Source organism: Ruegeria sp. HKCCD7181 (assembly GCF_057221055.1).
This window is the reverse complement of sequence record NZ_JBWVBC010000001.1, coordinates 403,408-423,650: the sequence shown is the minus strand read 5'-3', so window position 1 is coordinate 423,650 and position 20,243 is coordinate 403,408. Positions and strand designations below refer to the sequence as shown.

Sequence of the window (20,243 nt, the reverse complement as noted above, 5' to 3'; positions counted from 1 at the left end):
GAAACTGGCTATTATCGAACCTTGGGTAAAGGTTTGCTTCTCTACAAAATCACCGGTCACACGGGCGATGGTTAGCCAATGTTCTGAACGGCACGCATTTCCTCCATGCTAAGGGCCTTTGGCTTCAGTCCATGAGTAAGCAAAGCAAGTTTTGCGGTTTCCTCCAGTTCTTCCATCGCAAACACCGCGGCTTGCAAGTCTCTTCCAGCAACAACAGGTCCGTGGTTGGCCAACAGGACTGCAGTGCGTTGCCCAGCCAAACCTCTCACAGCGTCGCCCATCGCCGCGTCACCAGGTAAAAAGAATGGAAGCAGCTTGACCTTTCCCAGCTTCATTATCGAATAGGGCGTAAGCGGAGGCAGCACGTCGTCGGGGTCCGTTTCCGGTAGCATCGACAATGCGACCGAATGCGTTGAATGCAAATGAACGACTGCTCCGGTCCCGCTGCGGGTATCATAAAACGCCGTATGTAGTGGCGTTTCCTTTGTTGGACGGTCACCACTCAAAAGTTGCAGGTCTTTGTCCAGACGGCTGACGCGTGCGGGATCCAAAAAACCCATGGAACTGCCTGTGGGCGTCATCAGCAAAGTTCCGTCGGATAGTCGCGCCGAAATATTCCCAGACGCGCCACAGGTGAGCCCCCGGTCAAACATAGACTTCCCCAGAACACAGATCTCTTCGCGCAACTTGGACTCTTCGCTCATCCCGATTGCTCCATTCTGGCAAGGGCATCTGCGAAGAAGTTTTGATCTCCGAAATTGCCCGATTTCAGCGCCAAAGCGATTGGGTGTGCGCAGTGAAGGCGCAACACTGGCACCCCGGCGGCCATTCGCGGGCCGATTTCCAGTGCTTGCGCCTGAAGTCCTTTGACCGCGGCGCCAGAAGTCTCACCTCCTGCCACGACAAATCGGGTGACACCTTTGGCGAGCAACTGAGCTGAAAGATCGGAAAAGAGCGCTTCGATTGCAGAGGCCGCACGATCCGAGCCGAATTCTATTTGTGCCGCCTTTACCAATTCAGGATCCGCCGAAGAGTAAACCAGGGGCGGCACACGCTGCGCCAGCACCCAATCAGCCAGCTTCTGTGTATCGACATTCCCCTTCACGGCATCTGCTGCGCTGATTTCGCGATGTGGGGCCAGTTCCTTGTAAACTTCCACCTGGTGACGAGTAGCCCTGCTGCACGAGCCCGAAAGGACAACGCCCGGGCCTTGTATGGCAGACCATGATGGTTCTGTGGTGGCGATATCGAAGTTTGCAGGCAATCCCAGTGCAATACCGGAACCACCACATAGCAATGGCGCACCTTTGGCAGCCTTGCCAATTTCCAGCAAATCGGCATCGCGGATCGCGTCCACAATAGTGTGACCAGTAGCCGGTAACGCGGCGCGAATAGCAGCCGCCCCCCGCATCACCGTCAAAGCATTCACGTGATGAATAGGTTTGGAAGACTGAGCTCCCAGAACGCGCCTCAAATCACCATCACGCATGGGGGTCAGGGGGTGATCCTGCATGCCACTTTCGTTCAGCAACTTGTCCTGAACAAACAAATGCCCTTGATAGACACTGCGTCCGTTCTCGGGGAACGCTGGACAGACGATCACACCTTCTGCCTTCAAATGGTCCGACAGCACATCCAGAACAGGGCCGATATTTCCTGCAGACGTGCTGTCGAAAGTCGAGCAAACTTTGAATACGATCTGTTCCGCACCTTGGGCCAGCAACCAATCACATGCTTCGAGACTGTCTTGTTTCGCCTCGCTGGCCGGTGTTGTACGGGATTTCAGGGCCACGACACCGGCGTCCAGATCCTTGATTACGGGGTTTTCGGGAACGCCGATGAACTGACAAACGCGCATTCCGGCTTCGGCCAACGTCAATGCGATGTCTGAGGCTCCGGTAAAGTCATCAGCGATCACACCGATCTTCATATTTCGATCTCCGCGATAGGCCCCGGGTCCAGCCGGTGGATATGAGGTGCTGCGCCGACGGGAAAAACGTCGCGGACAAGCGGGTCATGGCCCGGCACGATCAACTTGGGATGTGACGCCAGCATTTCTAATGTTTCAAACCCATCCATCATTTCTTGCAGGTCAACAACGATGGGAAAGGCCTTGCGGGCCATGAAGTTCTCGTAATAATGCGAAGCGTCCGAGGCCAAAACCATCCAACCAACACCCGTTCGCACCCGAACGCATTGCAGCCCGCGCGAGTGCCCGCCAATGCAGTGAACCGTCACACCGTCGGCGATCTGTGCATCTCCGTCGTGGAAGATGACTTTGCCTGAATAAAGCCGCCTTACAGCTTCGCAAACATGGTCAGCCGTGAACGGCGCACGCAGGTGGTCGTCGCACATGCAAGGTCCCGTGGCGAATGCCATTTCCGCGGCTTGCATATGCAACTTGGCATTCGGAAACAGATGCAGCCCACCGGCATGGTCGTAGTGAAGATGCGTCACGATCACCTGGCTAACTTTTTCTGGTGAAATTCCGAGTGGACGTAAAGCTTCGTGAGGATCCATCGCTACGGGACGACCCCGGGCGGCGCCTTCGGTCGAGTCATAGCCTGTATCGACCAGCAACATTTCATCCCCGCGTTTCAGGACCCACATGTAATAATCCATCGCATGGGGTGCATCGTGATTATCGTCGATGATAAAGCTGTCGGCCCGCGTTCTGGCATTGCGGTCAGCATATTTGACGGCGTGGATTTCCCAATCGTTCATCGGATGACCTCGGAAAACTGGTGAACAGTCTTTGCGGCGATCATATCAGCCACAGCCGCATCGAAGGACCTGAAGTGCGCGCTTTGAAGGTGCGCATCAAATGCTGCGCCATCATCATAGACCTCATACAGAAACACTGCCTCAGGCTCTTCTCCGAGGCAGACATCGAATTGGTGGCATCCGGGTTCATCACGCAGTGAGGTTGCGGCGTTTTCAATCATCAGCGGCAAGAAGGCCTCTCGAACCCCGGACTTCAGAGTGAAGGTAACAGTTACGGCAAACATCAGGCAGACAGTCCTTTCAAGCGTGAGAATGCGCGCTTGGCGATGGGCAGTTGGCTTAGGATCAGGCCAATGTTCAGCACCAGCAGAATGGCCGCACCGGGACGCGAAAAGAAAACCGACAAATCCCCGTCCGACAGGAATAGCGAACGGCGGAAGGTCTCATCGAACAATCCGCCCAGGATCACCCCGATCACCAACGGGGCGATTGGGTATTTCATCAGGTTCATGAAATAGGCCACAGCGCCGACACCCAGCATCAAGTACAGGTCATTGATACCTCCGCCGACGCTGAACGAGCCGATCGTGGTCAATACCATCACGACCGGCAAAAAGATCGTCTGAGGAATAGCCAGTATCTTGATGAAGACCCTGGCGGTGAACAGCCCCATCAGGAACATGGTCAAGGACGCCATCACCAGAATCGCAACGACGCGCAGGATGATCTCAGGATCTATCGTCGGACCCGGGATCACGTTGTTGATCTTGAACGCTCCCATCAATGCTGCGGCTGGGGGCGAACCCGGGATGCCCAACACCAAAAGCGGTATCAGTGCGCCGCCAATGCAGGCGTTGTTGGCCGTTTCAGAGCACAACAGACCTTCCAAAGAGCCCCGACCGAACTTCTCACCCTCGGAAGAAACGGTCTTGCCAACCCCATAGCTGACCCAGCCGGCGACATCTTCGCCAACGCCCGGAAGGGCACCGACCCCGGTTCCGATCACACCTGAACGGCCAATGGTGGGCAAGTAGCGCCGGATGGATCGGAGGTTCGGCAAGATGCGACCTTTCAGAGCCAGAACCTTCCCGGCTTCGACATGGCGCAAACCGTCGATGATTTGAGGAATGGCAAAGGCCCCCATTAGTACAGGAACCACCTGAAACCCGCTCAGCAGATAAGACCAGCCAAAGGTGTAACGCGGTTCCGACAAAAGTGGGTCAAGCCCGACCATGGACATCGCAAGTCCAATCAAGCCCGCAATCCAGCCTTTGATAACCAAGTCTTCGCTCATCAAGGTGCCCGAAAGAAGTATCCCGAACAGCGCAAGCAGTGCCTTCTCAGGGCTGGCGATGTTTTTCGACACCAAGAGCAGCGCCCAGACGAAAATCAGAAGCGTGATGGTCCCAATCACTGTGCCTATGAAGCTGGCAGTTGTCGTGAGGCCCAGAGCTTCGCCTCCGCGACCCGCCTTCGCCAAAGGGTAGCCATCCATGGCAGTGGCCGCGCTGGCTGCTGTACCGGGGATGTTTAGCAAGATAGAGGGGTACGATCCCCCATAAATCGCGCCAACATAAGCCCCAAGCAGGGCAATCAGCGAATAGTCCAAGGGTATCTTGTTGCCGAAAAAACCGGTCAGGATCGTTACGGCCAACGTTGCCGTCAGCCCAGGCAAAGCACCGAACGTGATCCCCAGAAAAACAGATACGATCAGATACAGGTAGGTCAGCGGATCACCTGCCAAGCCCACGAGAGCGGACCCGAAACCTGCCAGTTGCGATAGGATAAAGTCCATCCGGTTAGTCTTTCCATAACGGACGAAGCGTCACGTAGTAGTGGTATTCGATTTGATTGAAGATGAGCCCACCGCGCGCGGGAACATTCTGGCGGAAGACGAAAGCCATCGCGCAAACAAGGATGAACGGCGCCAGTATTGCAACAAGTGGCACGATCCGCAAAGCGCGTTCGGATGCGGCCTTGCTCAGCACTATCAGGGTCAGGGCGATCCAAATAACCAGCGTGACCCAGTCGTCGCCATGAGCATTCCAATCCGCCTGGTTCGGAAAACTTGCAAATGCGAATAGCCCGGCGGCAACAACCGCGATGCAGGCCACCAAAGCGCGTCGTGCATGACCGCCGTAGAAACCGAAGGTCAAAGCGGTGATCAGCAGCGCAGAGCATAGAATGAAGTCCACTCTGGGTACTAACCCCACCACATAAGCCAGGAGAGTGAGCCCAATCGTTGAGCTGCGGAAGAATTCAGCCTTGTCCCATCCGATACCCGCAGCGTTCAAGGCGTTGCGTGCGCCACCAGATCCGATCGAGACAGTCAGTAAGACCAGAGACAGCACCAGCAATCCGCCAAATATGAACAGCGGCACGATCGCGGCCGAGTTATACCAGTCTGTTCCGCTTACGCCTGCCCGGTTTTCACCCCAAAGAGGAATCTCAGAGGTCTTCCAGAGAAAAAACAGCGATACTGCCAACAGCACAACCGCTGACCAGAAATCACGCGCCCGCAGGATTTGTGTTTCGTCGGTCTTGTCCATTCCCCTGCCTCCAGAAGGAAAGGGCGCGGTCAAGCGCGCCCTTTCTTGATAATCACCTTAGGGTTTCTCGATACCGAGTGTGGCAGGATCGACCGTAGTCGCACCTAAATCCTGGAGCGTATAGGCAAAGGTGGCCTCAAGATTGGCAAACAGCTCCTGCGCATCTGCGCCATGTTGACCGCCAACATCATAGTTGTTCGCTGTAGCCCATTCTGCCACCGTGTCTGAGGCAATCGCTTTTTCAAATGCCTCACCAAGGGCCGTTTTGACGTCATCTCCGGCAGAGTTGTGCACGGCAAATCCGATTGCTTGCTTGAGCGGCAAGTACTGGTCCAGCCCGTCATACATACCGAACGCAGAAGGCACTGTATTGCCGGCAATCTGCGCGTCTGCAGGTGTCAACATAGCCAGCGGTTTCAACTGACCACCTTCAATCAGCGGGGCTTGTTCAGCCAACGAGGTCACAACCAGGGCAACTTCACCCGCAATGGCGGCTTCCTGTCCCGGCGCAGATCCCTTGTAGGGGACAAACTTGAATTCGACCCCAGCACCATTCTGAATGGCCAACAGGTTCAGGTGGTGAATTGATCCTGCACCTGACGCGGCCGCAGGAATTGTGCCCGGAGCGGCTTTTGCGGCGTCGACCAATTCCTCCAGCGAATTATACGGGCTATCTGCAGGAACTGAAATCAGATCTGGTGACCCACCAACAATGAATGGGTACCAATAGTCGAACTTCTTGTCCCAACCACCCTGAACTGCTGCGGTGACATTGGATTCTGACAATCCGACAAGCGTGTACCCGTCATCTGGCTGGTTCATCACGTAAACCATCCCGTTGGAACCTGCGACACCGCCGGTTTGATTGATCACGTTGATCGAAACCGGCAAGTGCTTTTCCATCTCGGCCATGATCATCCGGTTGATCGTGTCTGTGCCGCCGCCGGCACCCCAAACAACCGCCGTCGTTATGTCGCGATAAGGGTAATCCTGCGCACCTGCAGCCCCTGCAATTCCGGTGGCCATCAGGGCTGCGGCCGCAAACCGCCCAAGTCTCAATCTCATTTCCAAGTCCTCCCAAAACACGTGTGCGTTTGTTATTGCATTTATTTGCGTATACGTTAAAGAATGCATTGTCAACGGACTGTGATGAATGCTGCCATCACGCCATTAAGGCAGAACGGGAAGGAAACGGGCTCAGATGAACGGAAATTATGAAGTTGCAGTATTTCATGGCGATGGAATTGGTCCGGAAATCATGGCGCCCACGCTGGAAATCCTGAATCAGCTTGCAGACCGGAATCCGGCCTACAACCTGACTTTCACCGATGCGCCCGCCGGAGCTGCACATTACGCAAGCACTGGCGACTCATTTCCAGATTTATCTTTGAAGATCGCGCGCGGGGCAGATGCCATTCTGCTTTCAGCGATGGGATTGCCTGACGTGCGATACCCGGACGGAACCGAGATATCACCGCAGATTGACCTGCGCAAAAAGTTGGGTCTTTTTGCCGGGGTCCGCCCGGTAAAAGTACGCGCCGGACAATCAACGCCCCTGGCTTTGCCTGAGGGAAAAGAGATCGACTTTGTCCTAATCCGCGAAAGCACCGAAGGCTTGTTTTTTACACAAGGCGCGGGCGAAGTATGCCAGGACGAAGCGCGCGAGACATTGCTGATTACCCGAGATGTATCCGAGAAGCTGTTCCGATTTGCCTTCCAGTTGGCCAAGACGCGCAAGACCTCAGGGCGCGGGCGCGGGCGTGTGACTTGCGTCGACAAGGCCAATGTGTTTCGCGCTTTTGCCTTCTTTCGTTCATTGTTCGACGCCGAAGCTTTGCACCATCCTGATCTGACGGCGGATCATGCCTATGTCGACGCAACCGCACTTTGGATGGTGCAGAAACCTTGGGATTTTGATGTCCTGGTGACCGAAAACATGTTTGGTGACATCCTGTCAGACCTGGGTGCGGGCCTTATGGGCGGTCTGGGGCTTGCACCGTCAGCAGATATAGGGCTTGACCACGCTGTGTTCCAACCCTGCCATGGCTCGGCTCCGGACATTGCAGGACAAGGTATCGCCAACCCTTTTGCGATGATCCTGTCTGCCGCAATGATGCTTGAATGGTTGGGTTTGACGGACGAAAATCCGGCGCTTTTTGACGATGGCGTGCGCCTTCGCGAAGCCGTTGAAATAGTAACGGCAAACGGCTTTAACCTGACCCGGGACCTTGGCGGTACTGCGGGGACGAATGAGGCCGCCGCCTCTGTAATGGAAGCGCTACAGGCATGAACACCAAAAAGGAAATCAGAGTTGCCTGTGTCGGGGCCGGCTATTTCAGCCAGTTCCATTACGAAAGCTGGTCACGAATGCCCGCGGCTGTTCCAGTCGCATCATGTAACCGCGATATCGACAAAGCACGCGCCACCGGACTGCCAGCTTACCAAGACCTCGCGAAAATGCTGGGCACTGAGAAACCGGACCTTTTGGACATAATTCTTCCCCCGGTAGCCCAGGCCGAAACGATCCGAACAGCCCTGCGCAACGGCGTAAAATGGATGGTTTGCCAAAAACCATTTTGCCGCTCGTTGGCAGAAGCAGAGGAAATAACCTCAGAGGCCGAAACAGCTGGCGCGACCATCATTGTGCACGAGAACTTTCGCTTCCAGCCTTGGTACCGCGCCATTAAGAAGGTGCTAGCGGATGGGCGAATAGGCAAACCGCTGCAGGCTACTTTCCGGCTTCGGCCCGGTGACGGCAACGGACCACGCGCATACCTGGATCGACAGCCATATTTTCAGGAAATGCCGCGATTTTTGGTACACGAAACTGCGGTTCATTGGGTGGACACGTTCCGGTTTCTGTTCGGCGCGCCAAGCGCAATCTACGCCGACCTGCGCCAAGTTAATCCAGTTATCACCGGAGAGGACGCAGGATATATTTTGTTCGACCACCCGAACGGTTTGAGGGCCTTGTTTGACGGCAACCGATGCCTGGACCACAACGCTGAAAACTTGCGTCAAACCATGGGCGAAGCGCTGATTGAAGGCACCGACGGTTCATTGTTCCTAGACGGCGACGGCTCGGTTGAATTCCGCGCCTTTGGTAAACGGGACCGGCAGCAGATTCTTCCGTCACGAACATGGGGTGGGTTCGGTGGCGATTGCGTCCATGCCTTGCAAAGTCACGTCGTTTCGGGCCTTTTAGAAGGCACAACGCTGGAAAACACTGCCCGGGACTATCTGGACGTGCTCCGCATCGAAGAGAACATCTACCGCTCTGACGCGGAAGGTAAAAAGATAAGCTTGGAGTAGCCGTGAAGGGCCAGGACAGCAAAACTCTTTCCAACACGCAACGCGCCGTCCGCGACCTGCGCAGCATGATCTTGTCCGGTGAACTGGCTGCCGGAACCGACCATCTTGAATCGGAGCTGGCGGAAACCCTGGGTATGTCGCGCACACCGATACGCGAAGCGGCCTTGATGCTGGAAAGCCGCGGATTGCTGGAAATGCGCCCACGAAAAGGTGTTCGCATTCTTCCCGTATCACCTGAAGACATGCGCGAGATTTACGACATCCTGACAGAGCTCGAGAGCCTCGCCGCCCAACGTGCAGCGGAAGCAAAATACTCTGAACAGGATCTTGAATTGCTCGCCCGGTCGATTGCTGAAATGGATCAAGCCATCGAGAAAGAAGACTTGGAAGCGTGGGCTGAGGCAGACGAGCTATTCCACCAGGAACTGGTGCGCCTTGGCGGAAACAAACGCGTTGAAGCGATTGTCGCGATGATGAGTGATCAAGTCCGCCGCGCACGGGCGACTACCCTTTTCATTCGCCCATTGCCTTCCCAGTCGAACGAGGACCACCGCGCAGTCTTCAAAGCGATCCGTGACGGTCAACCTGATGAAGCGCGAGAGCGTCACCGAAACCACCGATTGCAGGCAAAAGCCATGCTTTGTGGCATTCTCGAAAAACACCGTCTTAACAGCCTATAACTCTCATGCCGACCGGACGGACCTTTCGACACGTGGACTAACCTTCGTGAAGGCCCAAAGCCCCTACTTTCCAACGATTTCAATGGAAAAGTCTCGCCTTGCGGCAACCGGCGGTGGTGGAAACGATGCGGCGGCTCTCACTTGGGTAATCCAATCCCATCCGGACGTCATCTTCCAGCCCTTCCGCTGGCACGGGGCGGTCAGATCACTGATCAGATGTCCAGTCGCTGTGGCCGGGAACGTCCTGTACCTATTCGTGGGCCTTGGTCTGGTTGAGCTCAAACACCAAGTGTCACGACAGGTTCGCCGAGGCTTTCGAAATCAGGTGTGACGCCAAGGCCCGGTGTATCGGGAGCATAGAGCTTACCGCATTCAACCGTTGGCCCACCGAGGCCGGTTGAACGTGTGTTGTAATTCATCAGGTCTGTGGTGTTCTGCAGATACTCTGCCGGGGTCGAGGCCGCAAAATGCGCAACGACGGAAGACGTTATTTCGCCGCCCCAGGTGTCTTCACAAACCACAGGAAGGCGGTTTTCAACCAGATAGTCACGCACTCTCCGGGCTTTGCTTAGACCCCCCAGGTTGGAAATCTTCAGGCAACAGATCTCTGCCCCGCGATCCCTGACAGTGCGCTGCGCTGCACTCATTCCGGTGATGCACTCATCAAGTTTCATTGGCTGTTCGGCCACGCGCCGGACCTGCTGGCATTCCTCATAGGTGCGGCAAGGCTGCTCCAGGATGTAATCCAGGTGGCGCGTTGCGCGGGCCACGCGGATGGCGTTGTCGACCCGCCAGCCTTGGTTGGCGTCCGCCATAGCAATTTCGCCAGGCTCCAGCATGGCAATGCCAGCGTGAATGCGGTCGATGTCCCTTGCCCAATCACCACCCACTTTGATTTGAAACTGGCGATATCCCTGTACCCGGTACCGCTGCATTTCAGCCAACGTTTCGTCCGTCGCCCTTTGTGGTGCTACGCGATACATCGGTGCACCGTCGGTCAACTTCCCACCCAACAACATCCAAACCGGCTGATTGCAGGCCTTGCCGAGAATGTCCCAACAAGCCGCATCAAACGGAGCCTTGGCGTAACCGTGGCCCTGGACGGTGTTGTCTAAAATCGTTTCGATTACTCCAACCTGACGCGGGTCTTCGCCGAGAAGCCGTGGGCCGATCAACCGCGCCAAAGCTTCGACACCTTCGGAATGGGCGACCATGTAATTCTCGCCGCAGGGCGTGAACTCTCCGCAACCCTGCAATCCTGCGTCTGTGTCAATCACGACAACGCAGGCCTGGGCAACCTTAATGGCGTTCCCCGCGCCCCAGACATACGCGCCATCGACGTAGGGCAGACCGGTTTTATAAATCCGGATGCGGGTTATTTTCACGGAACCACCACAATGTTGCCAGTGTGCTTTTTCGTGATGAATGCGGCTTGTGCCGCACGCAGGTCCTTCAACGGATACGTTGCAGCCAGAGTGGGTTTGATGTCGCCATTTTCGATATATCGAACAAGGTTCTCCGTGACCTCTGGCACGATGATCGTAGAGCCCGTGAAGGTCAGGTCACGCAGGTAGAAGGTTCGTAAATCCATCTCGACCATTGGTCCTGCAATGGCGCCGGAGCAGGTATAACGACCGCCGCGCTCAAGAACATTGATGAGCTTTCCCCAGTTCGGTCCACCAACAACATCTGCGACAACAGTGATTTTTTCTCCGCCAAGCGCAGCGCGCAGGTCTTCGGGGGCTCGCGGCAGGATCCGGTCCGGGCCAAGCCCTGCGACTTCGGCATGTTTCGCCTCCGACGCCATTGCGATCACGCGGGCACCTCGACGCTTGGCCAGTTGCACCAGCGCTCCACCAACACCACCTGATGCCCCCGAAACGAGAACTGTGTCCCGTTTTGTCACAGCAGCACGGGTCAGCATCCCCTCGGCTGTTGAATAAGAGCACGAGAAAGTTGCCAATTCTGCGTCGCTCAGATCTGAATTGAGCGCGATTGCATTCTGTGAAGGGATCGTTGTGTATTCGGCGAACCCGCCGTCTCGCTCTGATCCAAAATAGCCGGTCTTGTTCTTGTCTTCCGGGTCATCCGGATCACGCAACCAGTTATCGGTGATTATACGTTGACCGATCCGGGCGGGGTCAACGCCCACGCCAACCCCGACGATTTCGCCACACACATCGGCGCCCTGAATACGTGGGAACGTTATTGGAGCACCACCCCAGGTGGGATCGTCTTCGTTTACAGTCCCGAATGCACCGCCCGTTGTCGCCTCGGACACGGCCTTCGAATACCAGCCGGACCGGGTGTTGACGTCAGTGTTGTTCAGACCGCAGGCGCCCACCCGGATCAGAACTTCGCCCGCAGCAGGTTCCGGACAAGGCCAGTCCTCGTGCCAAACCATCTGATCCAGATCGCCATGGCCCATGGTGACCATGGCGCGCATTGTCTTTGGCGTGGTCATTTTGCAGTCTCGTCTGCCATTGACGAATGATCGGGGAAGCTCACAATCTCTCTGTCCATTCCATGCCCTTTCAACGTGCAATTTTCGCTCGACACGTTAAGTGGACAAAAGTACCATCGTCAATCATGAATGACACAAATGTATCAAAGCGGGTTGCCCATGGCTGATCTTGCGATGCCACGAACCTGGAGCGCTGAACAAAAACTGTTTCCATACCAGGTTGGGTTTACTTGTCCGCCTTTTGATTTTGATGCGGCCCCTTCAGACTTCTTACGAATATGCCCCGAAAGCGTCGGAGTGCACGGGTGGATGCTTCATGTACCGGACTACGCACACGGGCTGGAGCAGCGGAAGCAGAACTTTGGCATGCTGGAGGATTTCGTTCACTGCATGAGCCGGAATGGGGTCGATGTCTGTGGGCAGGTTGGTTCCAACTGGGTGCATGCCTGCGGCCTTGGCGTCGAAGGAATTCGGCAACACTGCAAGGAACTGTCTGACAAGTATGGCACGCGGTTTCACATGGCTGGATATGCCATGGTCGAAGCCCTGCGTGCGATGAATGTGGAAAAGGTCGCGTTGAACGCAGCCTATCATTGGCCGGAGTGGTGGAAAGGCACAGTAGGCTTCTTGCGCGAGGCTGGTTTCGACGTTCTCTGGGCAGGGAATTTTGTCGACCAAGGCTGGTTCCAGACCCAAGAGGAAGTCAATTCAAAACGTTGGATATTTGACGGTGACCTGGCGGAGAAGAGCTTTTCCTATGTTGCGGAGCAGGCACCAAACGCGGACGCCTACCTGATCAACGGCATGTGCAATTTCCGCAGCGGGCCTGACGGCCTGCCACAACGCCCGCTACACCTGACCCGCCAATTGGAGGCGACGATCGGTAACCCAATCGTCGGTCATGACATCGCGCTTTATTGGCGGATCATGAAGGATCTTGGCATCGCCCCTACGACACCACAAGGAACCCTGCTGGAGAGCCTTCATGCATAAGATTATCGCGCTGTGGGCAGTGCCCCGTTCGACATCCACTGCGTTTGAATGGATGATGCGCCAACGCGGCGATCTGGATTGCCTGCATGAACCCTTCGGCGAAGCCTGGTACCAGGGTGAAGACCCATTGTGGCCGCGATTTCGTGAAGGTGACAAGACAACGCCGGGATTGACGCTTGAAAGCGTGTGGGACGGGATTCAGGCGCGTGCAGAAAAGGGGCCGGTCTTCATCAAAGACTTTCCGCACTATATCAATCACATGTGGACGCCTGAATTCCTCGGGTGTTTCAACCACGCTTTTCTGATCCGGGATCCTGCTAAAACGATCACGTCGATGTATGACAAATGGCCTGATTTTGACGAGCTGGAGGTCGGGTTCCCGGAACAACGAGCGTTATTCGACCTCTTGACAGCGCTTCGTGGCACTCCGCCACCCGTCATCGATAGCGATGATCTTTTGGAACATCCCGAAAAGACTGTAGAAACGTTCTGCAACGCCGTGGACATACCATTTCTTCCCGAAGCCTTGACCTGGGCACCAGGGGGCGATCCGTCTGCCCATAGCTGGTGGGATGGCGGCTCATTTCATTCGAACCTGGCCAGGTCAACAGGCCTGACACCGCAAAAGCGCCGCTACGTTGAGCTGGACAATGCGCCGGAACGTGTTCGCCATGTCCATCGCCGTATGAAGCCCCACTATGATCATTTACGACAACACTGCTCGTCACCATTAGATGGGGTCACTTCAAGGGAATTAGGGTCCGTGAATTGATCAACGGACGGCACTGGAAGTGCTAAGCAGATGTCGCCACATTCATGTGGAGTTCAGCTGGCATATAGTCGTGGGGCCAGTTGATCAGTCCAACAAACCTCTTTCCTGCAATACCTTCCTTGCGACCCGGAAGCACTCAAGCGATTGAGGCACACCGCAATAAATACCGACCACATGGATGATCGCGCGGATTTCGTCCTTTGAAACGCCGTTGTTCAGGGCGCCATTGCAGTGAATCTCCCATTCATGCATCTTGCCCAACGCACCGATCATGGCCAGGTTCATCATCGACCGCGTCTTGGGATCGATCGTGTCGTCGCCCCAGCCGAAGCCCCAGCACCAGGCTGTCATCGCCTCCTGAAAGGGGCGGGTAAAATCATCGGCCGCTGCCAGATTTTTCTCGACGTATTCTGCGCCAAGCGTAGCTTTGCGCTGGCCGAGGCCGCGCTCGAAAAGATCGTCATCCATGTTTATCTCCAGTGTTCCTAGGCAGTCCGCCGTTGTTTCATATGATGCGAGCCGCTATCCCACAGCCTCGCGCATCCAGTGTTGCAAGCGAGCGATAGAATGCTCGCTCATCACGCCGCAGGCCGGATCAAGTACCAGGGGGCCGGGAATATAGCCTTTGGACTTCATACCGCGGTGAACGGATTCCACCAACCGGACGTCTTCCGCCACTGTCGTTTCACGATCCTGAACAGCCAAGGTTCGGATCACATCGCTGTCGTGACCACCCTGGGTGAACCAACCGCGCCAGACGGTACAGCTGTCAACCGTATTGGCACGCCAGTGATATGTGTTCAGTACGTTGCCCGGATAGCACTGGAAGGAAAACATCGGCCATAAAAACCATGATTGGTAATCGCAGGCGTGTTCGTTACTGTCCGGGTCAATCTCATAAGTCATCTTGTCCAGACTCTGGCATTGTGTCGTATGCCGCAGAACATAACCGTCCTCCGCAGGCTGGATGTCATACGTGTCCGGATCAACCACACCTTCGGCAAAAGTCGGATGATTTGACGGACAGTGATAACACTCCGAGTAATTCTCGACCGAGACTTTCCAGTTGCAATTCTCCGGGACCTTAACCCATTCCAGCGGTGCCAGATCGTTGATCTGCGGCACAAATTCAGCCAGCTCCTGCCGAACGCCGGGAAACCACTCGTCCATCGGTGCAGCGTCCTGATCCAGATTGACAAACAGAAAACCCAGGAAGTCTTCCGTCCGAACCTCGGTCAGGCAGATTTTGTTGCGATCGAAGCCCGGTACATTCTTGATGTTCGGACCGGCCCGCAAACCGCCGGTCAATTCATAGGCCCATTGATGATAGGGACACACGACAACGCGTGTATTGCCGGTGCCACTGACCATTTCGTGGGCGCGGTGCTGACAGACGTTATAAAACGTGCGTACCACGCTGTCGCGGCCGCGGATGGAAAACAGGTTCTGCCCGGCGATCTCGAACGCGAAGTAATCCCCGACATTCGGGATATCAGCTGTGTGGCCTGCATATTGCCAGGTGCGGGACAAAAGGCCGTTCATCTCGGCCTCAAATATAGCTGGGTCCGTATAATATCTGGCCTCAAGCGTATGCGTGAGCGGCGCATTCATCGGCAATTCTCCTGACCTCTGTCCCGGTAGGCGCTACCACGTAATTTGCGCCGCCGGCCTTCTCCTGATTTTGTTGTACCATTTTTATTTGACTTTGGTACATTTGTTTCACTAGGTAATCCACAGAAATCTGCAACTCTGGCACAGGAAAATCGGCCATGGCCCAAAACGAGCTGCCCGCACGGGCAAAAGTTGTGATTGTCGGCGGTGGGGTCATGGGATGTGGCCTGGCCTACCACCTTGGCCATGAAGGCTGGGGGACCGAGACAGTTTTGCTGGAAAAGGCCGAGCTGACCAGCGGATCGACATGGCACGCGGCGGGCCAGATCACGCATTCCACCAGCTCGTACGGGCTGGGCAAGATGGTCGATTACAATATCAGTCTCTATTCAGGGAAACTGGAGGCGGAAACCGGGCAGGCCGTTACCTGGCATGGCTGCGGGTCATTCCGGCTGGCCTATACCGAAGATGAGATGGATTGGCTGCGTCACACACTTTCCGTGGGGCGGTCGCTTGGGTTCAATATCGAACTCGTCGATCCTGCATTCATTGCTCAGAAGCACCCGTTCTACAATCTCGATGGCGTGTTGGGTGCGCTCTATACGCCAGATGACGGGCATGTGGATCCGTCCAACGTGACCATGGCGTTGGCCGCTGGCGCGCGTCAGAAAGGTGTCAGAATTTTCCGCCATTGCCGGGCGACCGATATTACCCAGAACGCCGCTGGGGAATGGGTAGTCGAGACCGAAAAAGGCACTGTTGTGTGCGAACATGTGGTAAATGCCGGCGGCACTTATGCCCGTCAGATGGGCGAATGGTCCGGACTGCAACTGCCGATGACGTCGATGACTCACCACTATTTCGTCACCGAAGATGTGCCGGAATTCCGGGGTCTGGATACCGAGCTACCCGTCATCCGCGATGACAAGCTGGTGTCGGGCTATATCCGGATGGAGCAGAAAAAGGGCCTGATAGGGATCTACGAAAAAGAGAACGTCAACTCGGTCTGGCATGACGAATGCCCATGGGAATATGAGAATTGGCTTTTTGACGCCGATTATGACCGGGTCATGCCGTGGCTGGAAAACGCGCTGGACCGGATGCCGATCTTTGCCGATCTGGGTATCACACGCGAGGTGCACGGGGCGATTTCTCATCCACCTGACGGCAATCCGATGGTCGGGCCGGCTCCGGGTGTGCGGAATTACTGGTGCTGCTGTGGTACGCAAATCGGTATCGGCTGGGGACCGGGTCTGACCCGCGAGCTGGCCAAATGGATGGTGCACGGTGCCGCCGACATCTCGATGCGCGACTACGATCCCCGCAGGTTTGGCAGCTATGCAACAAAGGATTGGCAGGTCATCAAGGCGCATGAGGATTACAAATTGCGCCACGAGATTCCGTTTCCGCATTTCAACCGGACGAAAGGACGACCGATCAAACCGTCACCCCTTTACGGTATCCTCAAGGATCAGGGCGCGGTTTACGAAGAGGTCTACGGGTTTGAACGCCCCCGCTGGTTTGCCCGCGACGGCGTAGAACAACGCGATCACTATAGTTTCCGCCGCAACGCGGTGCACGACATGGTCGGTGCCGAGGTTCACGCGGTGCGCAACAGCGTTGGCATCATGGACGTCACGGCCTTCACCAAGGTCGAAGTCAGCGGCCCCGACGCCTATGCCCTGTTGGACCGTCTGACGGCCAACAAGATGCCGCAAAAGACCGGCTCGATCACTTTGACCCATATGCTGAACCGGCGGGGTCGGATCGAAGTTGAAACAACCCTCGTCCGGATGGCCGATGACCGGTACTATCTGGTCTGTGCGGCGTTCTTCGAACAGCGTCTTCTGGATCATCTGAACCATAACCGCGGCACCGAAGAGGTGATCATAACTGCTCTTTCAACCGAGTGGGCTGCCTTGTCGTTAAACGGACCCAAATCACGGGGCGTGCTGACGCAATGCACCGACGCTGATCTGTCCAATGCCAGCTTCCGCTGGCTTTCCGCACAAGAGATCACCATCGCCGGACACAAGGTCTGGGCTTTCCGCATGTCCTATGCCGGTGAGCTTGGTTGGGAATTCCACATGCCGTTTGCAGCCTGCGTGGACGTGTACAAAGCGCTTTGGGCCGCGGGTGAGACGTATGGGATCGTCAATTACGGGTCCTTCGCCATGAACGTGATGCGAATGGAAAAGGCCTTTCCGGGTGCAGGAGAACTGACCAATGAAGTCACCTTGCCCGAAGCCAACCAGGGGCGCTTCCTGCACCTCGAAAAAGAATTTCTGGGCGCAGAGGCGACACGGCGCAGTGCGGACCAGGCCTCAGAAGGCGAGATGCCGTGGATTTGCGCTTATCTGGAAATTGAACCCGACGGCATCGAAGACGGCCACGGCGGAGAGGCCATTATCGCAGATGGCGAGGTGATCGGCGCCACGGCCTCGATCGCCTATGGGCACACGGTCGGCAAAATCCTGGCCTTCGCCTATGTCAAACCGAGCGCCGCTGTTCTCGACAAAGAGGTCCAGGTGATCATCGCCGGAAAACCGCGAAAAGGCCGGTTCCTCGGGCAAGCCGCTTATGATCCAGCATCGACCAGGCCCCGCACCGATCTGGAACAGGTGGCGGCCGAATGACATGAAGATCACACGCATCTCTGTCTGGCATGTGCCTCTGACAAGTCACGACACCTATTATATGGCCGAGGGCAAAACCTGCGATACCACAACCTCGGTCGTGGTGCAGTTGGATACGGATACGGGCCAGTCGGGCTGGGGAGAGGTCTGCCCCATTCCCCACTACCTTCCCGCTTATGCCAAGGGCGTCGTTCCGGCGCTGGAGGAATGTACCCCGGTTTTGATCGGAGCCGATCCGGCAGGCCCCGAAGCCGTGATGGAAAAGCTTAACAAGTACCTGCCCGGTCACAACTACGCGAAATCGGCAATCGATACGGCCCTGTGGGATCTGACGGCGCAGGCCGCCGGTATGCCTCTTTTTGTATTGTTGGGCGGGCGCGCTGTGGCGGACATGCCGCTCTATCACTCGATCACCTGCGTCGCTCCGGATGAGATGGCCCGCATCGCACGGGAGGCATTCAATCAGGGAATACGCCAGTTTCAGGTTAAACTGGGCGCTGACAATAACTGGAAGGCTGATGTCGCCCGCCTGACTCTGGTGCGCGAAGCGGTTGGCAACGGCCCTCTGGTTTACGGGGATTGGAATTGCGGGTCGGATAGTCTGACCGCCACCCGGGTCGGGCGTGCTGTTGCGCATCTGGACGTCATGCTGGAACAGCCCTGCGCCACGATCGAGGAATGCGCCCACGTACGAGCAGCCACCGGTCTGCCGATGAAACTGGATGAATGCGCGCATGACGTACACTCGGTTCTGGCCGGGTATCAGGCGGGATGCATGGATGCTGTGGCTATTAAGCTGTCCAAGATGGGCGGTCTGTCGGCCTCACGTCACGTACGTGATCTGTGCCTTGGCCTTGGGACACAGATGTGCATCGAGGACACATGGGGCAGCGACATAACCACCGCCGCCTTGCTACATCTTGCAGCATCGACCCCGGCGCGGGGGATCATGAATACCTGCGACCTGAGCCACTATGTCGGCCCACGGCTGGACCCAACCGGACCTAGCCGCAGAAACGGGCGCATCGCACCGCCAGAGGGTGCCGGGCTGGGCGTTTCTCCTGACTCGCAAGCGCTTGGAACCCCAGCCGCACTCTTTGACTGACCATTCGAAACGGAGGTCGCCATGGACGATCTGAGCAACGCCTACCCCACACATGATCCCGAATGGGTGCGCGATATGCACGCGGACCACTACCTGCAAAGCTGGTCAAAACAGGGTGCCCGCCCCCGAGTGATCACTGGCGGGCAAGGCAGCTGGTTCTGGGACAGTGACGGCAAGCGCTATCTGGATTTCCAAAGCCAGCTGGTGAATGCCAATATGGGTCACCAACACCCAAAGATCGTTCAGGCAATAAAGGATCAGGCGGACCGGCTGTGCTATATCGGACCGGCCATGGGCTGTGACGTGCGCAGCGAGTTGGCGGCGATCATAACTGAGATCACACCGCCAAACATCACCTCGACATTTTTTACCACAGGTGGCTCGGCGGCCAACGAAACCGCGATACGTATCGCGCGGCACAATACAGGGCGCACCAAAATCATTGCGCGCTATCGTTCGTATCATGGGGCTACCGGGGGCACGCTATCCCTCACCGGGGACCCGCGCCATCACCTGACTCGCGCCGACATGCCCGGCGTGGTTCGGATGCTGGACCCGTACACCTATCGTTTGCCGACGGGTCATACCGACCCGGCCAAATGTCCCGTCGCGCAGGGCGGACCGCATCTAGAAGAAATCCTGATGTACGAGAACCCCAACACCGTCGCCGCCGTCATTCTGGAAACGGTAGTTGGCACCAACGGGATCATCGTGCCGCCCGACGGCTATCTTCAATCCATCCGAGAAACCTGTACTAAATACGGCATCCTGTTGATCGCCGATGAGGTCATGGCAGGCTTTGGCCGCACCGGAAAGTGGTTTGCCGTCGACCATTGGGGCGTCGAACCTGACATCATCACCAGCGCCAAGGGCATCAACTCGGGCTATGTGCCGCTGGGCACCATGTCGGTGTCGGCCGAACTGCACGACTGGATGCGCGAAACCCCTCTGCCCGGAGGGTTGACCTATGCCGGTCATCCCCTGGCCTGTGCTTCGGGCGTGGCGGCGATCAGGGCGATGCAGCAAGAAGACATACTGAACCATGCCACCAAAATGGGGCAGAAAATGCGCACGGAACTTACTCGCCTTGCCGAAAAACACCCGTCGATCGGTGATGTGCGCGGCCTGGGCATGTTCAACGGGATCGAACTGGTGAAAAACCGCGACACCAAAGAGCCACTGGTTCCGTTTGCCGCAAAAGGAGAAGCGGCAAAGCCAATGTCCGAGATGATGGCCTACGCCATGGATCAGGGGCTTTATCTGTCCTTCTTCTCGAACGTCATTCGTCTGACGCCACCATTGAACATTTCGGAAGAGGACATGATGACTGGCTTGGAGATTCTGGACAGGACCCTTGAAATCGCGGATCGCGAATGTGCCTGATCCCGCAATGCCGA

Annotated in this window: 19 protein-coding genes; 8 read left to right on the top strand and 11 right to left on the bottom strand. The window is 56.4% G+C overall.

Features of this window, described 5'->3' with window-relative positions; all coding sequences use genetic code 11:
- Window positions 1-71: 71 nt before the first annotated feature.
- From otnC to AC2TCY_RS02090, 7 genes are read right to left on the bottom strand one after another with little or no spacing between them, the layout of a single operon-like run.
- Window positions 72-704, bottom strand: a complete 633-nt coding sequence (gene otnC / locus AC2TCY_RS02120; protein ID WP_480845152.1) for a 3-oxo-tetronate 4-phosphate decarboxylase — start codon at window positions 702-704, stop codon at window positions 72-74.
- Window positions 701-1,930, bottom strand: a complete 1,230-nt coding sequence (gene otnK / locus AC2TCY_RS02115) for a 3-oxo-tetronate kinase (protein ID WP_480845150.1) — start codon at window positions 1,928-1,930, stop codon at window positions 701-703. Before otnK ends, otnC begins: the two co-directional genes overlap by 4 nt.
- Window positions 1,927-2,724 carry an N-acyl homoserine lactonase family protein gene (locus AC2TCY_RS02110; RefSeq protein WP_480845149.1) on the bottom strand — a complete coding sequence of 266 codons (798 nt, stop codon included), beginning with the start codon at window positions 2,722-2,724 and terminating at the stop codon, window positions 1,927-1,929. The genes otnK and AC2TCY_RS02110 overlap by 4 nt, the downstream gene beginning before the upstream one ends.
- Complete coding sequence (locus AC2TCY_RS02105; RefSeq protein ID WP_480845148.1) at window positions 2,721-3,008, bottom strand: putative quinol monooxygenase; 288 nt, start codon at window positions 3,006-3,008, stop codon at window positions 2,721-2,723. The genes AC2TCY_RS02110 and AC2TCY_RS02105 overlap by 4 nt, the downstream gene beginning before the upstream one ends.
- The gene (locus AC2TCY_RS02100; RefSeq protein WP_480845146.1) at window positions 3,008-4,519 is read right to left on the bottom strand and encodes a tripartite tricarboxylate transporter permease; all 1,512 of its coding nucleotides are present in this window, start codon (window positions 4,517-4,519) and stop codon (window positions 3,008-3,010) included. The genes AC2TCY_RS02105 and AC2TCY_RS02100 overlap by 1 nt, the downstream gene beginning before the upstream one ends.
- 4 nt (window positions 4,520-4,523) lie before the next feature.
- Window positions 4,524-5,273 (bottom strand): hypothetical protein, encoded by a 750-nt coding sequence (locus AC2TCY_RS02095; protein ID WP_480845144.1) that lies wholly within the window; start codon window positions 5,271-5,273, stop codon window positions 4,524-4,526.
- 57 nt (window positions 5,274-5,330) lie between these two features.
- Window positions 5,331-6,338, bottom strand: a complete 1,008-nt coding sequence (locus tag AC2TCY_RS02090) for a Bug family tripartite tricarboxylate transporter substrate binding protein (RefSeq protein ID WP_480845143.1) — start codon at window positions 6,336-6,338, stop codon at window positions 5,331-5,333.
- Between the two features lie 136 nt (window positions 6,339-6,474).
- Here AC2TCY_RS02090 and AC2TCY_RS02085 point away from each other — a divergent pair, with 136 nt between their 5' ends.
- The 3 genes from AC2TCY_RS02085 to AC2TCY_RS02075 are packed head-to-tail and all read left to right on the top strand — an operon-like array spanning window position 6,475 to window position 9,265.
- A complete protein-coding gene (locus AC2TCY_RS02085; RefSeq protein ID WP_480845142.1) occupies window positions 6,475-7,563 on the top strand; it encodes an isocitrate/isopropylmalate dehydrogenase family protein in 1,089 nt (362 codons plus the stop codon).
- On the top strand, window positions 7,560-8,585 hold the full coding sequence (locus AC2TCY_RS02080; protein ID WP_480845141.1) for a Gfo/Idh/MocA family protein: 1,026 nt from the start codon (window positions 7,560-7,562) through the stop codon (window positions 8,583-8,585). Before AC2TCY_RS02085 ends, AC2TCY_RS02080 begins: the two co-directional genes overlap by 4 nt.
- Before the next feature lie 2 nt (window positions 8,586-8,587).
- Window positions 8,588-9,265, top strand: a complete 678-nt coding sequence (locus tag AC2TCY_RS02075) for a GntR family transcriptional regulator (protein WP_480845140.1) — start codon at window positions 8,588-8,590, stop codon at window positions 9,263-9,265.
- A 278-nt stretch (window positions 9,266-9,543) separates the two neighbouring features.
- Here the strand turns inward: AC2TCY_RS02075 and AC2TCY_RS02070 are convergent, their stop codons facing one another.
- Window positions 9,544-10,650 (bottom strand): mandelate racemase/muconate lactonizing enzyme family protein, encoded by a 1,107-nt coding sequence (locus AC2TCY_RS02070; protein ID WP_480845139.1) that lies wholly within the window; start codon window positions 10,648-10,650, stop codon window positions 9,544-9,546.
- Window positions 10,647-11,729 carry an alcohol dehydrogenase family protein gene (locus tag AC2TCY_RS02065; protein ID WP_480845138.1) on the bottom strand — a complete coding sequence of 361 codons (1,083 nt, stop codon included), beginning with the start codon at window positions 11,727-11,729 and terminating at the stop codon, window positions 10,647-10,649. The genes AC2TCY_RS02070 and AC2TCY_RS02065 overlap by 4 nt, the downstream gene beginning before the upstream one ends.
- Before the next feature lie 309 nt (window positions 11,730-12,038).
- Between AC2TCY_RS02065 and AC2TCY_RS02060 the strand changes: the two genes are divergently transcribed.
- The gene (locus AC2TCY_RS02060; RefSeq protein WP_480845136.1) at window positions 12,039-12,722 is read left to right on the top strand and encodes a hypothetical protein; all 684 of its coding nucleotides are present in this window, start codon (window positions 12,039-12,041) and stop codon (window positions 12,720-12,722) included.
- Entirely contained in the window at window positions 12,715-13,494 is a 780-nt protein-coding gene (locus tag AC2TCY_RS02055; RefSeq protein ID WP_480845135.1) for a sulfotransferase-like domain-containing protein, read from the top strand. Before AC2TCY_RS02060 ends, AC2TCY_RS02055 begins: the two co-directional genes overlap by 8 nt.
- 84 nt (window positions 13,495-13,578) lie before the next feature.
- Here the strand turns inward: AC2TCY_RS02055 and AC2TCY_RS02050 are convergent, their stop codons facing one another.
- Together AC2TCY_RS02050 and AC2TCY_RS02045 are read right to left on the bottom strand one after the other, a co-directional pair.
- Window positions 13,579-13,962: a carboxymuconolactone decarboxylase family protein gene (locus AC2TCY_RS02050; RefSeq protein WP_480845133.1), complete on the bottom strand. Its 384-nt coding sequence runs from the start codon at window positions 13,960-13,962 to the stop codon at window positions 13,579-13,581.
- 54 nt (window positions 13,963-14,016) lie between these two features.
- On the bottom strand, window positions 14,017-15,105 hold the full coding sequence (locus AC2TCY_RS02045; RefSeq protein ID WP_480845132.1) for an aromatic ring-hydroxylating oxygenase subunit alpha: 1,089 nt from the start codon (window positions 15,103-15,105) through the stop codon (window positions 14,017-14,019).
- 158 nt (window positions 15,106-15,263) lie between these two features.
- On the opposite strand from AC2TCY_RS02045, the gene AC2TCY_RS02040 reads away from it, so the two are divergent.
- Genes AC2TCY_RS02040 through AC2TCY_RS02030 form a run of 3 tightly spaced genes read left to right on the top strand, consistent with a single transcriptional unit; the run spans window position 15,264 to window position 20,229 of the window.
- Window positions 15,264-17,741 carry an FAD-dependent oxidoreductase gene (locus AC2TCY_RS02040; protein ID WP_480845131.1) on the top strand — a complete coding sequence of 826 codons (2,478 nt, stop codon included), beginning with the start codon at window positions 15,264-15,266 and terminating at the stop codon, window positions 17,739-17,741.
- A 1-nt stretch (window position 17,742) separates the two neighbouring features.
- The gene (locus AC2TCY_RS02035) at window positions 17,743-18,846 is read left to right on the top strand and encodes a mandelate racemase/muconate lactonizing enzyme family protein (protein WP_480845129.1); all 1,104 of its coding nucleotides are present in this window, start codon (window positions 17,743-17,745) and stop codon (window positions 18,844-18,846) included.
- A gap of 21 nt (window positions 18,847-18,867) precedes the next feature.
- The gene (locus AC2TCY_RS02030; protein ID WP_480845127.1) at window positions 18,868-20,229 is read left to right on the top strand and encodes an aminotransferase class III-fold pyridoxal phosphate-dependent enzyme; all 1,362 of its coding nucleotides are present in this window, start codon (window positions 18,868-18,870) and stop codon (window positions 20,227-20,229) included.
- Window positions 20,230-20,243 lie beyond the last annotated feature (14 nt).

Coding starts and splice junctions, on each gene's coding strand:
- otnC (WP_480845152.1), bottom strand. CDS start 704: ATGAGCGAAGAGTCCAAGTTGCGCGAAGAGATCTGTGTTCTGGGGAAG.
- otnK (WP_480845150.1), bottom strand. CDS start 1,930: ATGAAGATCGGTGTGATCGCTGATGACTTTACCGGAGCCTCAGACATC.
- AC2TCY_RS02110 (WP_480845149.1), bottom strand. CDS start 2,724: ATGAACGATTGGGAAATCCACGCCGTCAAATATGCTGACCGCAATGCC.
- AC2TCY_RS02105 (WP_480845148.1), bottom strand. CDS start 3,008: ATGTTTGCCGTAACTGTTACCTTCACTCTGAAGTCCGGGGTTCGAGAG.
- AC2TCY_RS02100 (WP_480845146.1), bottom strand. CDS start 4,519: ATGGACTTTATCCTATCGCAACTGGCAGGTTTCGGGTCCGCTCTCGTG.
- AC2TCY_RS02095 (WP_480845144.1), bottom strand. CDS start 5,273: ATGGACAAGACCGACGAAACACAAATCCTGCGGGCGCGTGATTTCTGG.
- AC2TCY_RS02090 (WP_480845143.1), bottom strand. CDS start 6,338: ATGAGATTGAGACTTGGGCGGTTTGCGGCCGCAGCCCTGATGGCCACC.
- AC2TCY_RS02085 (WP_480845142.1), top strand. CDS start 6,475: ATGAACGGAAATTATGAAGTTGCAGTATTTCATGGCGATGGAATTGGT.
- AC2TCY_RS02080 (WP_480845141.1), top strand. CDS start 7,560: ATGAACACCAAAAAGGAAATCAGAGTTGCCTGTGTCGGGGCCGGCTAT.
- AC2TCY_RS02065 (WP_480845138.1), bottom strand. CDS start 11,729: ATGACCACGCCAAAGACAATGCGCGCCATGGTCACCATGGGCCATGGC.
- AC2TCY_RS02060 (WP_480845136.1), top strand. CDS start 12,039: ATGCTTCATGTACCGGACTACGCACACGGGCTGGAGCAGCGGAAGCAG.
- AC2TCY_RS02055 (WP_480845135.1), top strand. CDS start 12,715: ATGCATAAGATTATCGCGCTGTGGGCAGTGCCCCGTTCGACATCCACT.
- AC2TCY_RS02050 (WP_480845133.1), bottom strand. CDS start 13,962: ATGGATGACGATCTTTTCGAGCGCGGCCTCGGCCAGCGCAAAGCTACG.
- AC2TCY_RS02045 (WP_480845132.1), bottom strand. CDS start 15,105: ATGAATGCGCCGCTCACGCATACGCTTGAGGCCAGATATTATACGGAC.
- AC2TCY_RS02040 (WP_480845131.1), top strand. CDS start 15,264: ATGGCCCAAAACGAGCTGCCCGCACGGGCAAAAGTTGTGATTGTCGGC.
- AC2TCY_RS02035 (WP_480845129.1), top strand. CDS start 17,743: ATGAAGATCACACGCATCTCTGTCTGGCATGTGCCTCTGACAAGTCAC.
- AC2TCY_RS02030 (WP_480845127.1), top strand. CDS start 18,868: ATGGACGATCTGAGCAACGCCTACCCCACACATGATCCCGAATGGGTG.